Genomic DNA, 16,599 nt, shown 5'->3' with positions numbered 1-16,599 from the left:
GGGCAACTAGCGCCGCACCGCCAAGGCCCGATTCTCGAGTCGGCTCAACAGGCGAACGAGCGGCCAGAGCATCAGGAAATAGATGATGGCGGCCAGCACGATCGGCGTGGCGTTGTAGGTCACGCTCTGCGCCTGGCGGGCCTGGAACAGCAGCTCGGGCACGGCGACGACGCTGCCGAGCGAGGTCAGCTTCACCACCTCGAGCGTGTTCGACATCAGGTCGGGAAGGACGTTCCGCACCGCCTGCGGCAGCACGATGTAGCCCATCGCCTGCAGGCGGCTGAGCCCGGTCGAGCGCGCCGCCTCGACCTGGCCCGCCGGCACCGATTCGATGCCGGCGCGCAGGATCTCGCCGTAGTAGGCGCCGGTGTTCAGGAAGAAGGCGATGGCGACGCAGGCGAAGCCGCCCAGCTCGATGCCCGCGAACGGCAGGCCGGCGAACAGCAGGATCAGCAGCACCAGCGGCGGGAAGGCGCGGAAGAAGTCGACCCAGGCCATCAGCGGCCAGCGCACCGCACGGTGATGCACCGTGGCGAGCAGCGCCAGGATCAGCCCGCCCAGGAAGCCCAGCGGCACGACGATCAGCGACAGCAGGACCGTGTTCAGGAGGCCGGCCAGCACGATCGGCCAGATCGCCGCGATGATCTCGGGATTGAAGAAGGTCTCGATCATCGCTTCCACGCGAACTTCGTCTCGATCCAGCGCGCCACCACGACCACCGGCAGGAAGAGCACGAGGTAGGCGGCGGCGCCCATCATCAGCGGCGAGGGATTGTAGGAATTGGACACCGCCGAGCTCGCCTCGCCCAGGATCTCGGTCACCGCCACCACCGAGCCCAGCGCCGTGCCCTTGGTGATGGCGATGGTCCGGTTGGTGAGCGGCGGGATGGTGAGCCGGATCGCCTGCGGCAGCACGACGTTCAGGAGCGTCTGCCCGAACGACAGGCCGGTCGAGCGCGCCGCCTCCCACTGGCCCTTGGGGATCGAGGTGATGCCGGCCCAGAAGATCTCCTCGGAGAAGGCCATCAGCACGAAGGCGAGCGACAGCCAGGTCGAGACGAAGCCCGACGGCGAGAGGCCGGCCGCCGGCAGGCCGAAATAGATCAGGACGATGATGACCAGGGGCGGCAGCGAGCGGAACAGGTCGACGGCGAAGATGATCAGCCAGTTGAGCGGCCGGATCGCCAGCGCCCGCAACAGCGCCAGGATCAGGCCGGCCGCCAGCCCGGTCAGCACGATCAGCACGGCGAGCTCGATCGTGACCACCATGCCGGACAGGATGTCCGGCAGGTACTTCACCATCACCTTCGCGTTGAAGAAGGTCTCGACGAAGCGGTCCCAGGTGCTCATGGCGCACCATTGCTGTCATCCTGAGCGCAGCGAAGGATCTCATGCCGATTGCATGCGGCGATGAGGTCCTTCGCTGCGCTCAGGACGACACGAAAGGCCAACATCTAATGCCTTTGGATCTGCCCGATGAACGCCCGCGTGCGTTCGTGGCGCGGGTTCTCGAAGATCTCGGCAGGCGCCCCCTGCTCCACGATCAGCCCGTCGTCCATGAACACGATGCGGTCGGCGGCATTGCGCGCGAAGCCCATCTCGTGGCTGACCACGATCATCGTCATTCCGCTCTGGCGCAGGTCGCGCATGACTTCCAGCACCGAGCCGACCAGCTCCGGGTCGAGCGCCGAGGTCGGCTCGTCGAACAGCATGACGCGCGGCTCGAGCGCGATCGCGCGGGCGATCGCCACGCGCTGCTGCTGACCGCCCGAGAGCTGGCCCGGCGTATGGCCGGCGCGATCGGCCAGGCCGACGCGCTCGAGCGCCGCCCGGCCCAGCGCCTCGGCCTCGCCGCGCGACTTGCCCGCCACCTTGCGCAGGGCGAGCGTCACGTTGCCCAGCGCCGTCATGTGCGGATAGAGGTTGAAGGACTGGAAGACCATGCCGATGCGCTGGCGGGCATGGTTGATGTCGGTGCGCGCGTCGAGCATGTCGATGCCGTCGACCACGACCGATCCCGACGACGGCTCCTCGAGCCGGTTGAGGCAGCGCAGCAGCGTCGACTTGCCCGACCCGGACGGGCCGATCACGAACACCAGCTCGCGCTCGGCCACCCGGAGATCGACGCCCTTCAGGACGTGGAGGGAGCCGAAATGCTTGTGGATGGCGCGGGCTTCTACGATGGGTTCCGACATCACCGTCACCCCGACCGGAGGCCCGAAGGGCCGAAGTGGAGGGGCCTCTTATTACTCATCTGGCGAAAAAGGTCCCTCGACTTCGCTTCGCTCCGCTCGGGATGACGGACTGGACGTCAGCCGCAGTTCAGCGCGTGCGGGGTCGGATCGTAGCCCGGCATGCCGGGCACGCCGTAGCCCGGCGTGATGGTGACGGCGAGGTCGTCCGGCGCCGGCTTCTTGTGGAACCACTTCTCGTAGAGCTTGGCCATCGTGCCGTCCTTCTTCATGCAGTCGAGCGCATCCTGCAGCTCGGCACGAAGCTTGGGATTGTTCTTCGGCACGGGCGCGGCCCAGTGGGCGCGCGTGTCCGTCAGCTCGAGATCGGCGATGAACTGCGGATTCTTCGACGCGGCATAGACGATCGTCGTGTTGCCGCCGAGCGTCGCATAGGCACGGCCCGACAGGACCGCCTGCGTGGCGTCCGGCTGGGTGTCGTAGACCTGCACGGTGAAGCCGTGCTTCTCGCCCATCTCCTTGGCGAGCTTCTCGTAGGGCGTGCCCTTGTTGACCGACACCGCCTTGCCCTTGAGGTCCGCCCAGCTCTTGATCGGCGCCGAGCCCTTCTTGATGCCGAACTGGTAGGCGGTCCACAGGTAGCCGGCGGTGAACAGCATGTTCTCGGCACGCTCCTTGGTGACGGTCGTCGGCGCGGCGATGAAATCGTAGCGGCCGGCCTGCATGCCCGGGATCAGCGTCGAGAAGCTCACCGCGTCGATCGTGATGTCGCGCTTCATGCGCTTCGCCGCCTCGGTGAAGACGTCGATCTGGAAGCCCTCGGTGCCGCCGCCCAGCTTGGGCATGGCGTGCGGCGCGAACGTCCCGTCGACACCGGTGCGCAGAGGCGGCTTCTTGTCCTGGGCCAGGGCCGGCCCCGCGCACAGGAGGGCCACGACGGCGATCGCAGCGAAACGACGATGCATCATTTCCAATAGTCTCCCTTCCAAAATCCCCAGGTGGCGAACCTAGATCAGGCATTGGCGAATAGCAATTTAGGGGCCATGGTAGGGCCATGTCCGACACTGCCGACCGCATCCTCGTGATCAACCCCAACTCAACCGAGACGGTGACAAGGGGCATCGACGCCGCGATGGAGCCGTTGCGCATGAAGGGCGGACCCGCCATCGAATGCGTCACCCTGCCCGAAGGCCCGCCCGGCATCGAATCCCAGGCCCATGTCGAGCAGGTGGTCGGCCCGATCGGCGACATGGTGCGCAAGCGCGACAACGACTGCTCGGCCTTCGTCATCGCCTGCTACTCGGATCCCGGGCTGCACGCGGCGCGCGAGATCACGACCAAGCCGGTCCTCGGCATCGCCGAGAGCGGCATCCTGACGGCGCTGACCCTCGGCCAGCGCTTCGGCGTCATCTCCATCCTGCGGAAATCCATTCCGCGCCACCTGCGCTACGTCGGGCAGATGGGCCTGAACGACCGCATGGCCGGCGACCGCGCGATCGGGCTGGGCGTCGTCGATCTGGCCAACGAGGCGCGCACCTTCGCGCGCATGGCCGAGGTCGCCGCCGAACTGCGCGACGAGGACGGCGCCGACGTCCTGGTGATGGGCTGCGCCGGCATGGCCCGCTACCGCGACCGCCTGCAGCGCCATGTCGGCCTGCCGGTGGTCGAGCCCAGCCAGGCCGCCGTGTCGATGGCGATCGGGCGCTCGCGTCTCCACTGGTCGACCTGATCGACATCCTCGCCGCCGAAGTCGAGGCGGTCTCCGACATCTGACGTTTCCGATCGCGGCGCTCCTCCTGCGGGCAACCGCACGATGGGGGGCACGTTGGGAGGGCGCGGCATGCTGCCGTTCGCTCCAACACCCTCATCGGGAGACAAGTCATGAAGCCCCTCATCGCGATCGCCGCCCTCGCAGGCGCGGTCGTGTCGTTGCCGGCCCTCGCCGCCACCGACCAGGAATGCCAGGACCTCTGGACGAAGGCCGACACCAATGCCGACGGCGTGCTCTCGGACGGCGAGTCGGTGCGCTACGTCGCGCTGATGCGGATCGGCAACCGCACGGTCGCGGCCGAAGGCAGGATCACGCGCGACGAGTTCATGGCGGCCTGCAAGGGCGACAGCTACGCCTACGCCACGCAAGCCAACGAGGCCGGCGCGCCGCTGAAGGGCGCCAACAGCTTCACGGAAGGCCAGGCCAAGGATCGCGCCACGGCGCGCGGGCTGGCCAACGTCTCGGCGCTCGAGAAGGACGGCGACGGGATCTGGCGCGGCACCGCCACCGGCGCCGACGGCAAGTCCGTGTCCGTCGCCATCGACTACAAGGGCAACGTCGTCGCGACGGCGCCCTGATCCCCCATCGACAGGAGAATCAGATGAAGACCCTCAGCAGAGTCTATGACAGCTACGCCCAAGCGCGGGCCACGGTGGATGATCTCGAGCGCGCCGGCGTCCCAGCCTCCGACATCAGCATCGTCGCCAACAAGTATGTCAGCGCCGAGTACGCCGACGTCGAGGACGTCTCCACCACCGGCGCCGCGGCCGGCACCGGTGCCGGCATCGGAACGGCCGTCGGCGGCGGCGCCGGCCTTCTGGCCGGCCTCGGCCTGCTCGCCATTCCCGGGCTCGGCCCGGTGGTGGCCGCGGGCTGGCTCGCCGCCACGGCCGTCGGTGCGGTCGCAGGCGCCGCGACCGGCGGCATCGTGGGCGCGCTGGTCGGAGCCGGCATGGAGCCCGACGAGGCGCAGGTCTACTCGGAGGCGATCCGCCGCGGCGGCACTCTCGTCACGGTGCGCGTCGCCGACGGGGACGTCGCGCGCGTCGACGCGATCATGGCCGGCTATCGACCGATCGATCCGGCCGTCCGCGGCGCCGAGTATCGCAAGACCGGCTGGCAGACCTTCGATCCCAAGGCCCCTCCCTACCGGCCGAGCCAGGCCGAGGTCGACCGCATGCGGGCCAACTGGCCGAACTGAGGCAGCCAAGGAGCGGGAGGGCGGACCGGTGGTCCGGCCTTTTCCGCCGGGGCCCCCGCTCCCGGCGCAACCCTCAAGGTCCGGGGCTCGTTCATCACGCTCAGGAATGCCCAAAGGAGGACAGATCATGAGGATTTCGATCATCGCGCTGGCTGTCGCAACGGCCGCCGCCACCGCCGCCTGCTCGGTTCAGGAGAAGACGACGGTGCAGCCGACGCCGGCTGCGACGAGCACGACCTACGCCACGCCGTCGGGCTCGACCACGGTCACCACCCCGACCGGCTCGAGCACGACCTACACGACGCCGGCCACGACGACGACCTATGCGACCCCGGCGCCGTCCACGTCCACCACCGTCTACACCACCCGCTAACTGAAGGAGACACTCCCATGAGCAGCACGACCGACAAGATCAAGGGCGCCACGAACGAGACCGTCGGCAAGGTCAAGCAGGGCATCGGCAAGGCCACCGGCGACACCGGCATGCAGGCCGAGGGCGCCGTGCAGGAAGGCAAGGGCGACATGCAGAAGGCTGTCGGCAACGCCAAGGAAAGCATCAAGAAGGCGGCCGATCTCTAGTCCGATAATCGGGGCCCGGTACGCCGTTGCATTCCGGGCCCCTGTCACGGACTGGTGTTTGCGTCTCGGGGAGATACGGCCTTTGATCGCGAACGAGGAGACACTGAAAGCCCATCGGCCGGACCGCCCTTTCCGCTGGTGGGTGGTGCTCCTGACCGTGATCGTGGCAGGGGCCGCGATCTGGGGAATCGCGGAATTACCGGGCGACAGGACGGCCTTCTTCTTCTCCCAATCCACGACATCGAAAAGCTGACGACCGCGAGTGCCGACAGGTGTCGGGAATGGTTGCGCAACCAAGACGCGACTTTTCCGTTGCCTCGCCATGAGTGCCAAACCTGACCGTGCTGCCGGGATCGCCGTGCGTCCCCGGCGCCTTCCCGACTTCAGCGTCTCGCGAGCGGCGGTCGAGCTTCGTCTGCTCCGGGATCTCGTGGCGGGTCTGCGCGCCCGCCGCCAGCGAAAGCGCCAAGCACGCACCCTTCCCCCGTCGACGGCAGGCGCCGCCGCTTCCTGACGGTCGCCCGTCTCGAGCTATTCCCGACGGAACTCGTGCTGGAAGCCCAGCCGGTCCCTGCAGATCGCCAGACTGTCGTTCACCCGCCGGCAGGTAAGACTGTTGGGCGGACCGTTCCAGACCGTCCCCGTCGGCGTGCAGCGCACCGGCGGCTGCGTGGTCCCCAGCGTGTCGTCGTTCCCGAAGCGCGCCGTGATCGACGCGGTGCAGCGGATCGTCCCGGCCCGCGGGCACACCGCCGTCGTCTCGCGCTGCCCTGCCCCGTTGCCCTGGAAGCAGATCCGCCCCGCCTTGACGCCGCAGCGCTCGCTGCCTCCGCCCGCGCCGATGCTTCCCTCCGTGTCGCGTCCCAGGCGCCAGCAGCCCTGCAGCATGCCGAGATCCTTGCGCGCCCAGCGGTCGGCGGGAAGCGGCGCGGGCGGAGCAGCGGGCTTTGGCGGCGCCTTGGTCTCGGCCGGCGGGCAGCGTGACAGACGGTTCTTCATGTCCCCGGACAGCGCCGCAAGCTCCGCCCTGAGCTTCGCTTCCGTCGCCTGCGCATCCTCCAGGGCGACCTTCAGGGCGGGCGTCGGATCGGGCGGTGCCGGGGGCGCCGGCGGGGTCGGCGGCTGATGCAGGCTGACGCTCGTGTCGGGATCGACGGGCACGCAGGCGCGCAGAATCCAGGACGCCAGCAGGAGCGCCAGCAGCAGCAGCACGCCCATGAGCAGGCCCGCGAGCCAGTGCGTCCAGACCCGCACCGGTGCCCGGCCCGGCCTCGACGCCGCCGCTTCCGACATGTCCCGATGCCTCGCTTTCAGGCCCGGCGGCCCGAAAGCGGAGGTCAGTCCGCGGCGGCCGCCTTCTTGGGTCCGTCGGCAGCAGGGAACAGGATTCTGTCATCCGTGCGGCAGTAGCGATCGGCGAACATGCGGCCCACGGGATGGTACTTGTCCATGTGGACTCGCATGGCCTTGGGATCCCAGAGCTCGTCGCGGATGTGGAAGCGCAGGCCCTCGCCGATGATGAGCTGGCGGTCGTCCTTGACGTTGATGACCTGCCAGGTCCTGCACTCCATGGCCCACGGCGCCTCGGCCAGGCGCGGCGTCTTGATGTCGATCGAGGGCGCGAGCTTCAGGCCGAGATAGTCGGGCTCGCCCATGTCGGGCGGGAAGTCGCCGCTCGAATCGTGCATTGCCCGGGCCAGCGGCTCGTCGGTGAGGTTGACCACGAACTCGCCGGTCCGCTGGATATTGTTCCAGGTGTCCTTGAGCCGCCCGTCCGGGCGCTTGTTGAGCGAGAACATGACCAGGGGCGGGTCCTCGGCGAAGACGTTGAAGAAGCTGAACGGCGCGGCGTTCACGACCCCCGTGGGACCGATCGTGGTCACCCAGGCGATCGGCCGGGGCAGCACGAAGGCCGTCAGGATCTTGTAGCGGTCGTGATGGTTAACGTCGGATGCGGCGTATTGCATTGAGTCCTCTCCGCTGGGGGCGCGCCACTCCAGTGGCGCGATCATTCCTGTGGCAGCCAAAGACGCGCGACTGGAGTCTCGCGCCCCCAGCTAGTTGCTCGGCTCGACCTTCACGCCGGTGCGCTCGACGATCAGCCTGTAGTGCTCGGGGCGGCGGTGCTTGGCGAAGTTGAAGGTCGTGTTGCGGATATACTCGCCCAGCTCCATGTCGCAGTCGTAGGAGACGACCTCGTCCTCCTCGGTCGTGCTCTTGGCGACGATCTCGCCGGTCGGCGCCACGATGGCCGAGCCGCCGTGCAGGCTGAACCCGTCCTCCTTGCCCGCCTTGGCGGTGGCGACGACCCAGATGCCGTTCTGGTAGGCCGCGGCCTGGATCGAGAGATTGTGGTGGAACACGCGCAGGTACGGCGGCTCCTTGGGCGCGTAGACGTTGTCGGTCGGCGTGTTGTAGCCCAGCACCACCATCTCCGCGCCCTTCAGGCCCATGACGCGGAACGTCTCGGGCCAGCGCCGGTCGTTGCAGATGCACTGGCCGACGATGATGTCGTCCTTGAACATCTTCCAGACGTTGAAGCCGAGATTGCCGACCTCGAAGTACTTCTTCTCGAGATGCTGGTAGGGCGCCGTCGGCCGGTGCTCTGCATGGCCCGGCAGATGGACCTTGCGGTACTTGCCGATCAGCCGCCCGTCCGGCCCGACCAGGATCGAGGTGTTGAAACGGTGCTCGCCGCCGTCCTCTTCCGTACGCTCGGCATAGCCCAGGTAGAAGCCGATGCCCTTGGAGCGCGCCAGCTCGAACAGCGGCAGCGTCTCGGGGCTCGGCATCTGCGCCTCGAAGTACTTGTCGATCTCGGCCTGGCCCTCGATCCACCAGCGCGGGAAGAAGGTGGTGAGCGCCAGCTCCGGGAAGACGATGAACTTGGTGCCGCGCGAATCGGCCTCCTTCAGCATCTCGATCAGGCGAGCGACCACGCTCTTGCGGCTGTCGGCGCGATTGATGGGCCCGAGCTGGGCGGCGGAGACTTTCAGGCGACGGGACAACGGCTTTCTCCTCTAGAACAGCGGCTTCAGGCCGAAGCGCGACATCGACTGCAGTTCGGGCGCGGCCTGGCCCTGCGGCTTGGCGGAATCCGGCGAGGCGCAGGGCAGGAACTGGCCCGAGCCGCGCTCGGCGTTGAGCTTGCCCTCCTCCACCACGACGCGGCCGCGGCTCACCACCACGACCGGCCAGCCCCGGATCTGGCGGCCCTCGTAGGGCGTGTAGCCGACATTGTCGTGCAGGTCCTTCCAGCGGATCGTCACGTCCTTGTCGGCATCCCAGATCGCGAAGTCGGCGTCGGAGCCGACGGCGATCGTGCCCTTGCGCGGATAGAGTCCGTAGAGCTTGGCGTGGTTGGCCGAGGTCAGTGCCACGAACTGCTGCAGGGTGATGCGCCCCTTCTGCACCCCCTCGGAAAACAGGAGTGGCAGGCGGATCTCGAGGCCCGGCACGCCGTTGGCCATCTCCTTGAAGGTCGTCTTGTCGCCCTTGGGGATCTTACCCTTCTCGTTGAACTGGTAGGGCGCATGGTCCGAGGAGAAGGTCTGGAACGTGCCGTCCTTCAGCGCCGCCCACACCGCTTCCTGCGCTTCCGAATCGCGCGGCGGCGGGCTGCAGCACCACATGGCGCCCTCGACGCCCGGCTTGTCCATGTCGTCGGCCGTCAGCGCGATGTACTGCGGGCAGGTCTCGCCGAAGATCTTGAGACCCTTCTTCTGCGCCTGGCGCAGCGTCTCGATCGCCTCGACCTCCGACATGTGGACCAGCAGCAGCGGCGCGTCGACCAGGCGGGCGAGCGAGATGGCCCGGTTGGTCGCCTCGGCCTCGGCGACGCGGGCGTGGGCGATGGCATGGAACTTCGGCGCGACATGGCCCTGGTCGACCAGATGGTGCGCCAGCCAGGTGATCATGTCGTGGTTCTCGGCATGGACCATGACCAGGGCGCCGTCGCGGCGGGCCAGCGCCAGGATGTCGAGCATCTGGTAATCGCTGACCTTCATCGCATCGTAGGTCATGTAGATCTTGAACGACGTGTAGCCGTCCCGGATCAGCGCCGGCAGCTCCTGTCCCAGGACCTGCTCGCTGGGGTCGGTGACGATGAGGTGGAAGGCGTAGTCGATCACCGCCTTCGGTGTCGCCACCTCGTGATAGTCCTTCACCACCTGGCGCAGCGACATGCCGCGATGCTGCGCGGCGAAGGGGATCACCGTCGTGGTGCCGCCGAACGCGGCCGAGACCGTGCCGGTGTAGAAGTCGTCGGCGCACATCACGCCCATGCCCGACTTCTGCTCGATGTGGCAGTGGCTGTCGATGCCGCCCGGCAGCACGAACCGGCCGGCCGCATCGATCTCGCGTGTCGACGTACCTTTGACGTCGGCGCCCAGGGCGGCAACCTTGCCGTCCTTGACGGCGATGTCGCCTTCGCTCTGGCGCTCGGCCGTCACGATGCGGGCGTTGCGGATGATCAGGTCGTAGTCGGGCATCTCGATACTCTGTGCTGGGAGCGCGCCACTCCAGTGGCGCTCATGTCATGTCGAATACGGAGAAGATGCGCCACTGGAGTGGCGCGCTCCCAGCAAAGATCACTCGGCCGCGAGCCTCGCCGACTTGCCGGCGGCCGCCAGACGCCGCTCGAGCCGGGCCATCAGCCCGTCGAGCTCGGCGCGATCGGTCGCGGTGAGCGAGGAGCCCGGCGCACGCTGCTTCGGGCTCCTGATGGCGCCACGACGGAACAGCACTTCCTTGCGCAGGGCCAGACCGATGCCGATCTGCTGCTCGTGCCGCACCAGCGGCAGATAGATGTCGAACAGGTCCTCCGCCTCCTCGGCCCGGCCGGCGGCGAACAGGTCGCAGACCTGCACCAGCATCTCGGGCCAGGCGAAGCCCGTCATCGCGCCGTCGGCGCCGCGCCGCAGCTCCTGCGGCAGGTACAGTCCGCCGTTGCCGACCAGGATCGACACCCGGCGCCGCCCCGGCTTCTTCTCGCCCTCGCGGACGCGCGTCAGCTTGGCCAGGCCGGGGCAATCCTCGTGCTTCAGCATGACGAGCTGCGGGAAGTCGTCGACCAGGCGCTCGAACACCGCCGGCGCGAGATAGATCCCGGTGCTTTGCGGATAGTCCTGGTAGACGACCGGGATGTCCGGCCCCAGCTCCTTGAAGAGCTGGGCATAGTAACTGTAGACGCCGTCGTCTCCCTTGAGGCCCGGCGGCGGGGCGACCATGACGCCGGCGGCATCGGCCGTCATCGCCTCGTGGGCGAGACGCCGCACGTTCTCCAGGCCGGCATGGCTCACGCCGACGATGATCTGGCGGCCCTGTGCGCGGGCTGCCACGCGCTTCACCACGGTGAGCGATTCGTCGGGGCTGAGCTTGTGCGCCTCGCCCATCATGCCGAGCAGCGTGAATCCGTTGACGCCGCAGCCCAAATAGAAGTCGGTCATGCTGTCGACGCTCTGCAGATCCAGCGCCCCCTCCTCCGTGAAGGGCGTGGCGGCGATGATGTAAACGCCTTTTGCTTGCTCGTTCAGCTTTCCTGCAGACATCGGTTTCATTCTCCGGCGCGCTTCTTGCAGCGATCATGCCACCGGCATCGCGCTTGTCGAGCGGCGAGGTGCGGGACTGTGTTGCGTTGGGAACAGGGGAGCAGGTTTTTCGAATGGCGCGGCATATCGCCCATCGACTGATGATTTCGCTGCCGGTGCTGCTGGGCGTTCTCCTGATAGGCTTCCTGCTGCTGCAGGTCGTGCCGACGGACCCCGCGACCGTGGTGGCCGGGCCGACCGCCACCAAGGCCGAGGTCGAGGCCATCCGCCAGCAGCTCGGCCTCGACCAGCCGCTCTGGGTGCAGTTCGCCCGCTATCTGGGCCGCGTCCTGCAGTTCGACCTCGGCCGGTCGATGATCTCGAACCGGCCGGTCTCCGAGGAGATCGCGCTCACCTTCTGGCCGACCGTCGAGCTGATGCTGGCCTGCCTGGTCTGGGCCGTGCCGCTCGGCATCGCGCTCGGCACCCTCGCGGCGCGCCGCCGCGGCACCCTGGTCGACCGCGCCATCATGGCCCTGTCGGTGATGGGCGTATCGGTGCCGGTCTTCTGGGTCGGCCTCCTGCTGATCCAGTATGTCGGCGGTGCGGGCCTGCTGCCCTTCCAGGGCCGTGACGGGCCGATCTGGACCCCGGCCGGCGCGTTGAGCATCATCCTGCCGGCTGTCACGCTCGGCGCCGTCTTCGTGGGCCCGGTGGCGCGGATGACGCGCACGTCCCTGCTCGAGACCCTGAGCGCCGACTATGTCCGCACGGCGCGCGCCAAGGGCGCCTCGGACTGGCGCGTGACGCTGAAGCACGCGCTACGCAACGCCATGATCCCCGTCGTCACCCTGGTCGGCCTGCAGATCGGCTTCCTGCTCGGCGGCTCGATCGTGACCGAGACCATGTTCGCCTGGCCCGGCGTCGGCCGCATGGCCGTCGGCGCCATCACCTCCAGCGACTTCCCGCTGGCGCAGGGCGCCATCCTGATCCTCGCCGTCGGCTTCATGGTCATCAACCTCGGCGTCGACGTGCTCTACGCCTATCTCGATCCCAGGATCGCCCGATCATGAAGCGCAGTTTCGTGCTCTTCGGCACCGCGAGCCTCCCCCTCGCTCATGACCATGACTCGGGCCGGAGGCTCGCGGTCCGGATGAGCAAGGGGTGCCGCTCGTGACCGACGCCGCCCTCTCCCTCCAGAGCGAGGCCGACCAGCGCGCCATCGCGGCCATCCGGCGCAAGAACGCGGTGTGGCGGCGCATCCTGCGTGACCCGCCGGCCGCCGCGGCGGCCATCTTTCTCATCATCGTCCTGCTGGCCGCCATCACGGCGCCCTGGATCGCGCCCTACGATCCCTACACCAACAACATGCGGCTGCGCTTCTGCCCGCCGCTCGGCGAGCGTTGCCCGGGGTTCCTGCTGGGCGCCGACAACCAGGGCCGCGACATGCTGAGCCGCATCCTGTTCGGGCTGCGCGCCACGCTGGGCATGGGCGTGATCGCGGTCGGGGTCGGCGGCGGCCTCGGCGCCCTCATCGGGCTCAGCGCCGCCTATTTCAGGCGCCTCGACACGCCGCTGATGCGGCTGGTCGACGTGCTCCTGTCCTTCCCCTCGATCCTGTTCGGCCTGGCGATCGCCGCGGTCCTGGGCACCGGGCTGACGTCGCTGGTGATCGCGCTCAGCGTCGCGGCGGTGCCGTCGATCGCCCGCATCGCCCGCGGCGCCGCGCAGTCGATCATGCAGCAGGAATACATGGAGGCCGGCCGCGCCGTCGGTCTGGGCGATGCCGCGCTGATCTGGCGCTACCTCGCGCGCAACTGCTGGCCGACCATCCTGATCTACATGACCCTGCAGCTCGGTCAGGCCATCCTGCTGGGCGCCGCCCTGTCCTTCCTCGGACTGGGTGCCCAGCCGCCGACGGCCGAGCTCGGCAGCATGGCGGCCGACGGCCGCAAGTTCCTGCAGATCGCGCCCCGGGTCTCGACCCTTCCGTGCGCGGCGATCTTCCTGATCGTCCTCGCCTTCAACGTCCTGGGCGACGCGCTGCGCGACGCCCTCGATCCCAAGCTCAGACAGTAGGAGGTTCTGGCAATGAGCAATCGCATGGCATGGGCGGCGGTGGCCGCGGCAGCCGTCATCGGTGCGGCGGGTCCTGCCCTCGCACAGAAGACGGTGACGGTGGTGCGCGAGATCGACACCGACCGCTACGACCCGCACAAGTCGACGGCTCGCTCGGGCGCCGAGGTCATCTACATGATCGGCGACACGATGGTGAACCTCGACTTCGACATGAAGACCGTGAAGCCGGGCCTGGCCAAGAGCTGGACCGTGTCGCCCGACGGCCTCACCTACACGTTCAAGCTGCGCGACGACGTCAGCTTCTGCAGCGGCAAGAAGATGACCGCCAAGGACGTCGTGGCGACCTACGAGCGCTGGCGCGATCCCGAGACCAAGGGTCTGGTCAAGTGGCGCATGGGTGACGTCGACACGATCACCGCGCCGGACGACTACACGGTCGTCTACAAGCTCAAGAAGCCCTTCTCCGAGCTCCTCTATCAGATGACGCAGTATTTCCACACGGTGCTGAACATCGACCAGGTGAAGCAGCTGGGCGCCGATTTCGGCGTCAAGGCCTTCGACGGCACGGGACCCTACTGCCTCGAAAGCTGGACGCCGCGCGATTCGACCGTGCTGGTCAAGCACAAGGGCTACAAGTGGGGACCGCCGATCTACGACGCCACCGAGGCGCAGGTCGACAAGCTCATCTGGAAGGTCGTTCCCGAGGAGAACACGCGCGTCACCGCCCTCCAGGCCGGACAGGCGGATGCCAGCCAGTACGTGCCCTACTGGTCGATCAAGGAGCTGCAGGCCAACAAGTCGCTGTCGGTCACCAAGGCCGAGAACTACTTCTGGACCTACTTCATCGGCTTCAAGGTCGACAAGGAGCTGATGAACGACGTTCGCGTGCGCAAGGCGATGAACCTGGCCGTGGACCAGAAGGCGATCGCCGAGGCCGTCACCTTCGGCTTCGCCGAGCCCGCCTCGACCATGCTGATGCCCGGCGTGCTCGACTTCAACGACAAGGTCGACCGCGCCATCTACGGCGAGAACGTCAAGGAGGCCGAGAAGCTGCTCGACGAGGCCGGCTGGAAGAAGGGCCCGGACGGGTTCCGCTACAAGGACGGCAAGAAGCTCGCGCCGATCGTCTACGGCATCGCCGGCGCCTTCAAGGAGATCGCCGAAGCCGTGCAGGGCGACCTGCGCAAGGTGGGCATCGACCTGCAGATCCAGCTCTTCGACTCGACGGTGGCCTGGGGCAAGCTCGCGACCCAGGAGTTCGACGCCTTCGGCATGAGCTTCCCCTATGTCAGCGCCGGCGACGCGCTGAACCTCTACTTCCGCTCGGCCAACACGCCGACGCCGAACCGCATGAACTGGAAAGACAAGGAGACCGACGATCTCCTCGAGAAGGGCTCGACGGCGACCGACAACGCGACCCGCGCCGACGCCTATGCGGCGGTGCAGAAGAAGGTGCATGATGCCGCGGTCTGGATCCCCCTGTTCCACGAGCCGCTGTTCGTCGTCGCCGGTTCCAAGCTGAAGCCCATCCGGGCCCACGGCAACTACGGCTGCGGCCTCTACAAGGGCCTGGGGATCGCGTTCAAGTAGAACGGCGGCTAGACGCTTTCACTCCTCAAGTTCCTCTCCCCCGCCAGGGGGAGAGGTAAGGTGAGGGGGAATCGACGGGTGTAGCCCCTCACCCAGCCTCTCCCCCTGACGGGGGAGAGGAGCATGACAAGAGACGACGGACAGCAAGGGATGAAACCCATGACAAGGACCACCCGCATCGCCGACCTCGACCATGTGGTGGCATGGGACGAATCGGAGCGGCGCCACGTCTACCTCGACGGCGGCGATCTCGTCTTCAAGGGCAACGAGGTCGTTCATGTCGGGCCGGGATACGCCGGAGCGGCCGATACGACGGTAGACGGTCGCGGCTTCATGGCGATCCCGGGATTCGTCAACGTCCACAGCCACCCCTTCTCCGAGCCGGCCAACAAGGGCCTCACGGAGGAGTATGGCAGCGACAAGCTCGGCCAGAGCTCGCTCTACGAGTACCTGCCGGTGTTCGGCCTCGACGCCGAGGATGCCGGACCATCGACGATGGTGGCCATGTCCGAGCTGCTGAAGAGCGGCGTCACGACGATCTCGGACCTGTCGATGAGCCGCGACGGCTGGGTCGACGACCTGGCCGCGACCGGGATCCGCGCCGTGCTCTGCCCGATGATGCGGCAAGGCTACTGGTACACGAAGAACGGCCACACGGTCGAATACGCCTGGGACGAGAAAGCCGGCGAGAAGGCCTTCGCCGCGGCCATGAAGACGATCGACGCCGCCACGAAGCATCCCAGCGGCCGCCTGTCGGGAATGGTCGGGCCTTCGCAGATCGACACCTGCAAGGAGGGCTACTTCAAGGAAGCCCACCAGGAGGCGAAGCGGCGAGGCATCCCGATGCAGACCCACGCCTGCCAGGCCGTCGTCGAGTTCCACGAGATGGTGCATCGACACGGCAAGACTCCCATCGAGTGGCTGGAGTCGATCGGCGTGCTGGGCCCCGACCTGGTGATCGGCCACGGCATCTTTCTCAACGACCATCCGCAGATCCACTATCCGCATGCCAACGACTTCGAGCGGCTGCGCGACTCGGGCGCGGCGGTGGCGCACTGCCCGACCGTGTTCGCCCGCCGCGGCATGGTGCTGAACTCGATCGGCCGCTACATGGACGCCGGCATCCCGGTCGGCATCGGCACCGACACGTTCCCGCACAACATGGTCGATGAGATCAGGCTGGCCTGCTACGCCGCGCGCGTCTTCACCGGCAACTACAAGATGGGCACAACCCGGCACGCCTTCGAGGCGGCGACGGTGGGCGGCGCCGGCATCCTGCGCCGGCCCGACCTCGGCCGCCTGGCGCCGGGATCCAAGGCCGACTTCTCGCTGGTCGACATGAGCCATCCCTACATGCAGCCGGCGCACGAGCCGGTCCGCAGCCTGATCTACTCGGCGAGCGAGCGCGCCATCCGCCACGTCTATGTCGACGGCGCGCAGGTGGTGAAGGACGGCAAGGTGCTGACGGTCGACGTCGAGGCGGCCACGGCCGGCCTGATCGAGGGCCAGCGCAAGCGGCTGAAGACCGTGCCCCAGCGCGACTGGGCCGGCCGCACCGCCGACCAGCTCGCCCCGGCCGTGTACGGCACCAAGGACCGGCTGCCGCAGTCGAGGCCGGTGACGTGATTCACGGGGAGGCTGTCATCCCGAGGCCGAAGGC

At 67.8% G+C, this 16,599-nt stretch carries 19 protein-coding genes; 10 read left to right on the top strand and 9 right to left on the bottom strand.

The window, feature by feature from the left end; genetic code table 11:
- Positions 1–6 precede the first annotated feature (6 nt).
- The 4 genes from ACO073_RS14140 to ACO073_RS14125 form a co-directional block, all read right to left on the bottom strand.
- Positions 7–672 carry an amino acid ABC transporter permease gene (locus ACO073_RS14140; RefSeq protein WP_422002141.1) on the bottom strand — a complete coding sequence of 222 codons (666 nt, stop codon included), beginning with the start codon at positions 670–672 and terminating at the stop codon, positions 7–9.
- Positions 669–1,349: an amino acid ABC transporter permease gene (locus ACO073_RS14135; protein ID WP_421998129.1), complete on the bottom strand. Its 681-nt coding sequence runs from the start codon at positions 1,347–1,349 to the stop codon at positions 669–671. The genes ACO073_RS14140 and ACO073_RS14135 overlap by 4 nt, the downstream gene beginning before the upstream one ends.
- Positions 1,350–1,453: 104 nt before the next feature.
- On the bottom strand, positions 1,454–2,194 hold the full coding sequence (locus tag ACO073_RS14130; RefSeq protein ID WP_421998127.1) for an amino acid ABC transporter ATP-binding protein: 741 nt from the start codon (positions 2,192–2,194) through the stop codon (positions 1,454–1,456).
- Between the two features lie 116 nt (positions 2,195–2,310).
- Complete coding sequence (locus ACO073_RS14125) at positions 2,311–3,159, bottom strand: transporter substrate-binding domain-containing protein (protein ID WP_421998125.1); 849 nt, start codon at positions 3,157–3,159, stop codon at positions 2,311–2,313.
- Positions 3,160–3,245: 86 nt separating this feature from the next.
- On the opposite strand from ACO073_RS14125, the gene ACO073_RS14120 reads away from it, so the two are divergent.
- The 6 genes from ACO073_RS14120 to ACO073_RS14095 all read left to right on the top strand — a co-directional run bounded on the left by ACO073_RS14120 (position 3,246) and on the right by ACO073_RS14095 (position 5,995).
- The gene (locus tag ACO073_RS14120) at positions 3,246–3,920 is read left to right on the top strand and encodes an aspartate/glutamate racemase family protein (protein WP_421998124.1); all 675 of its coding nucleotides are present in this window, start codon (positions 3,246–3,248) and stop codon (positions 3,918–3,920) included.
- Between the two features lie 152 nt (positions 3,921–4,072).
- On the top strand, positions 4,073–4,540 hold the full coding sequence (locus ACO073_RS14115; RefSeq protein WP_421998122.1) for a hypothetical protein: 468 nt from the start codon (positions 4,073–4,075) through the stop codon (positions 4,538–4,540).
- A gap of 23 nt (positions 4,541–4,563) precedes the next feature.
- Positions 4,564–5,163 (top strand): general stress protein, encoded by a 600-nt coding sequence (locus ACO073_RS14110; protein WP_421998121.1) that lies wholly within the window; start codon positions 4,564–4,566, stop codon positions 5,161–5,163.
- A 127-nt stretch (positions 5,164–5,290) separates the two neighbouring features.
- On the top strand, positions 5,291–5,536 hold the full coding sequence (locus ACO073_RS14105) for a hypothetical protein (protein ID WP_421998120.1): 246 nt from the start codon (positions 5,291–5,293) through the stop codon (positions 5,534–5,536).
- A 17-nt stretch (positions 5,537–5,553) separates the two neighbouring features.
- Positions 5,554–5,742 carry a CsbD family protein gene (locus ACO073_RS14100; protein ID WP_421998119.1) on the top strand — a complete coding sequence of 63 codons (189 nt, stop codon included), beginning with the start codon at positions 5,554–5,556 and terminating at the stop codon, positions 5,740–5,742.
- 82 nt (positions 5,743–5,824) lie between these two features.
- Positions 5,825–5,995: a hypothetical protein gene (locus ACO073_RS14095; protein ID WP_421998118.1), complete on the top strand. Its 171-nt coding sequence runs from the start codon at positions 5,825–5,827 to the stop codon at positions 5,993–5,995.
- 278 nt (positions 5,996–6,273) lie between these two features.
- Here the strand turns inward: ACO073_RS14095 and ACO073_RS14090 are convergent, their stop codons facing one another.
- The 5 genes from ACO073_RS14090 to ACO073_RS14070 form a co-directional block, all read right to left on the bottom strand.
- Positions 6,274–7,035 carry a hypothetical protein gene (locus ACO073_RS14090; protein WP_421998117.1) on the bottom strand — a complete coding sequence of 254 codons (762 nt, stop codon included), beginning with the start codon at positions 7,033–7,035 and terminating at the stop codon, positions 6,274–6,276.
- A 44-nt stretch (positions 7,036–7,079) separates the two neighbouring features.
- On the bottom strand, positions 7,080–7,709 hold the full coding sequence (locus ACO073_RS14085; RefSeq protein WP_421998116.1) for a flavin reductase family protein: 630 nt from the start codon (positions 7,707–7,709) through the stop codon (positions 7,080–7,082).
- Between the two features lie 90 nt (positions 7,710–7,799).
- Positions 7,800–8,750 (bottom strand): N-carbamoyl-D-amino-acid hydrolase, encoded by a 951-nt coding sequence (locus tag ACO073_RS14080; RefSeq protein WP_421998115.1) that lies wholly within the window; start codon positions 8,748–8,750, stop codon positions 7,800–7,802.
- 12 nt (positions 8,751–8,762) lie between these two features.
- Positions 8,763–10,238: a dihydropyrimidinase gene (hydA, locus tag ACO073_RS14075; RefSeq protein ID WP_422002139.1), complete on the bottom strand. Its 1,476-nt coding sequence runs from the start codon at positions 10,236–10,238 to the stop codon at positions 8,763–8,765.
- A gap of 93 nt (positions 10,239–10,331) precedes the next feature.
- Positions 10,332–11,291 carry a dihydrodipicolinate synthase family protein gene (locus ACO073_RS14070; protein WP_421998114.1) on the bottom strand — a complete coding sequence of 320 codons (960 nt, stop codon included), beginning with the start codon at positions 11,289–11,291 and terminating at the stop codon, positions 10,332–10,334.
- Positions 11,292–11,404: 113 nt separating this feature from the next.
- Between ACO073_RS14070 and ACO073_RS14065 the strand changes: the two genes are divergently transcribed.
- The 4 genes from ACO073_RS14065 (at position 11,405) to ACO073_RS14050 (ending at position 16,565) form a co-directional block, all read left to right on the top strand.
- On the top strand, positions 11,405–12,343 hold the full coding sequence (locus tag ACO073_RS14065; RefSeq protein WP_421998113.1) for an ABC transporter permease: 939 nt from the start codon (positions 11,405–11,407) through the stop codon (positions 12,341–12,343).
- Between the two features lie 100 nt (positions 12,344–12,443).
- Positions 12,444–13,349, top strand: coding sequence for an ABC transporter permease (locus ACO073_RS14060; protein WP_421998112.1), 906 nt, complete (start codon positions 12,444–12,446; stop codon positions 13,347–13,349).
- A gap of 12 nt (positions 13,350–13,361) precedes the next feature.
- Positions 13,362–14,939 carry an ABC transporter substrate-binding protein gene (locus tag ACO073_RS14055; RefSeq protein WP_421998111.1) on the top strand — a complete coding sequence of 526 codons (1,578 nt, stop codon included), beginning with the start codon at positions 13,362–13,364 and terminating at the stop codon, positions 14,937–14,939.
- 159 nt (positions 14,940–15,098) lie between these two features.
- Positions 15,099–16,565: an amidohydrolase family protein gene (locus ACO073_RS14050; protein ID WP_421998110.1), complete on the top strand. Its 1,467-nt coding sequence runs from the start codon at positions 15,099–15,101 to the stop codon at positions 16,563–16,565.
- Positions 16,566–16,599 lie beyond the last annotated feature (34 nt).

Source organism: Reyranella sp. (genome assembly GCF_965229815.1).
Classification (GTDB): Bacteria; Pseudomonadota; Alphaproteobacteria; order Reyranellales; family Reyranellaceae; genus Reyranella.
This window is presented reverse-complemented; position numbering and strand designations above follow the sequence as displayed.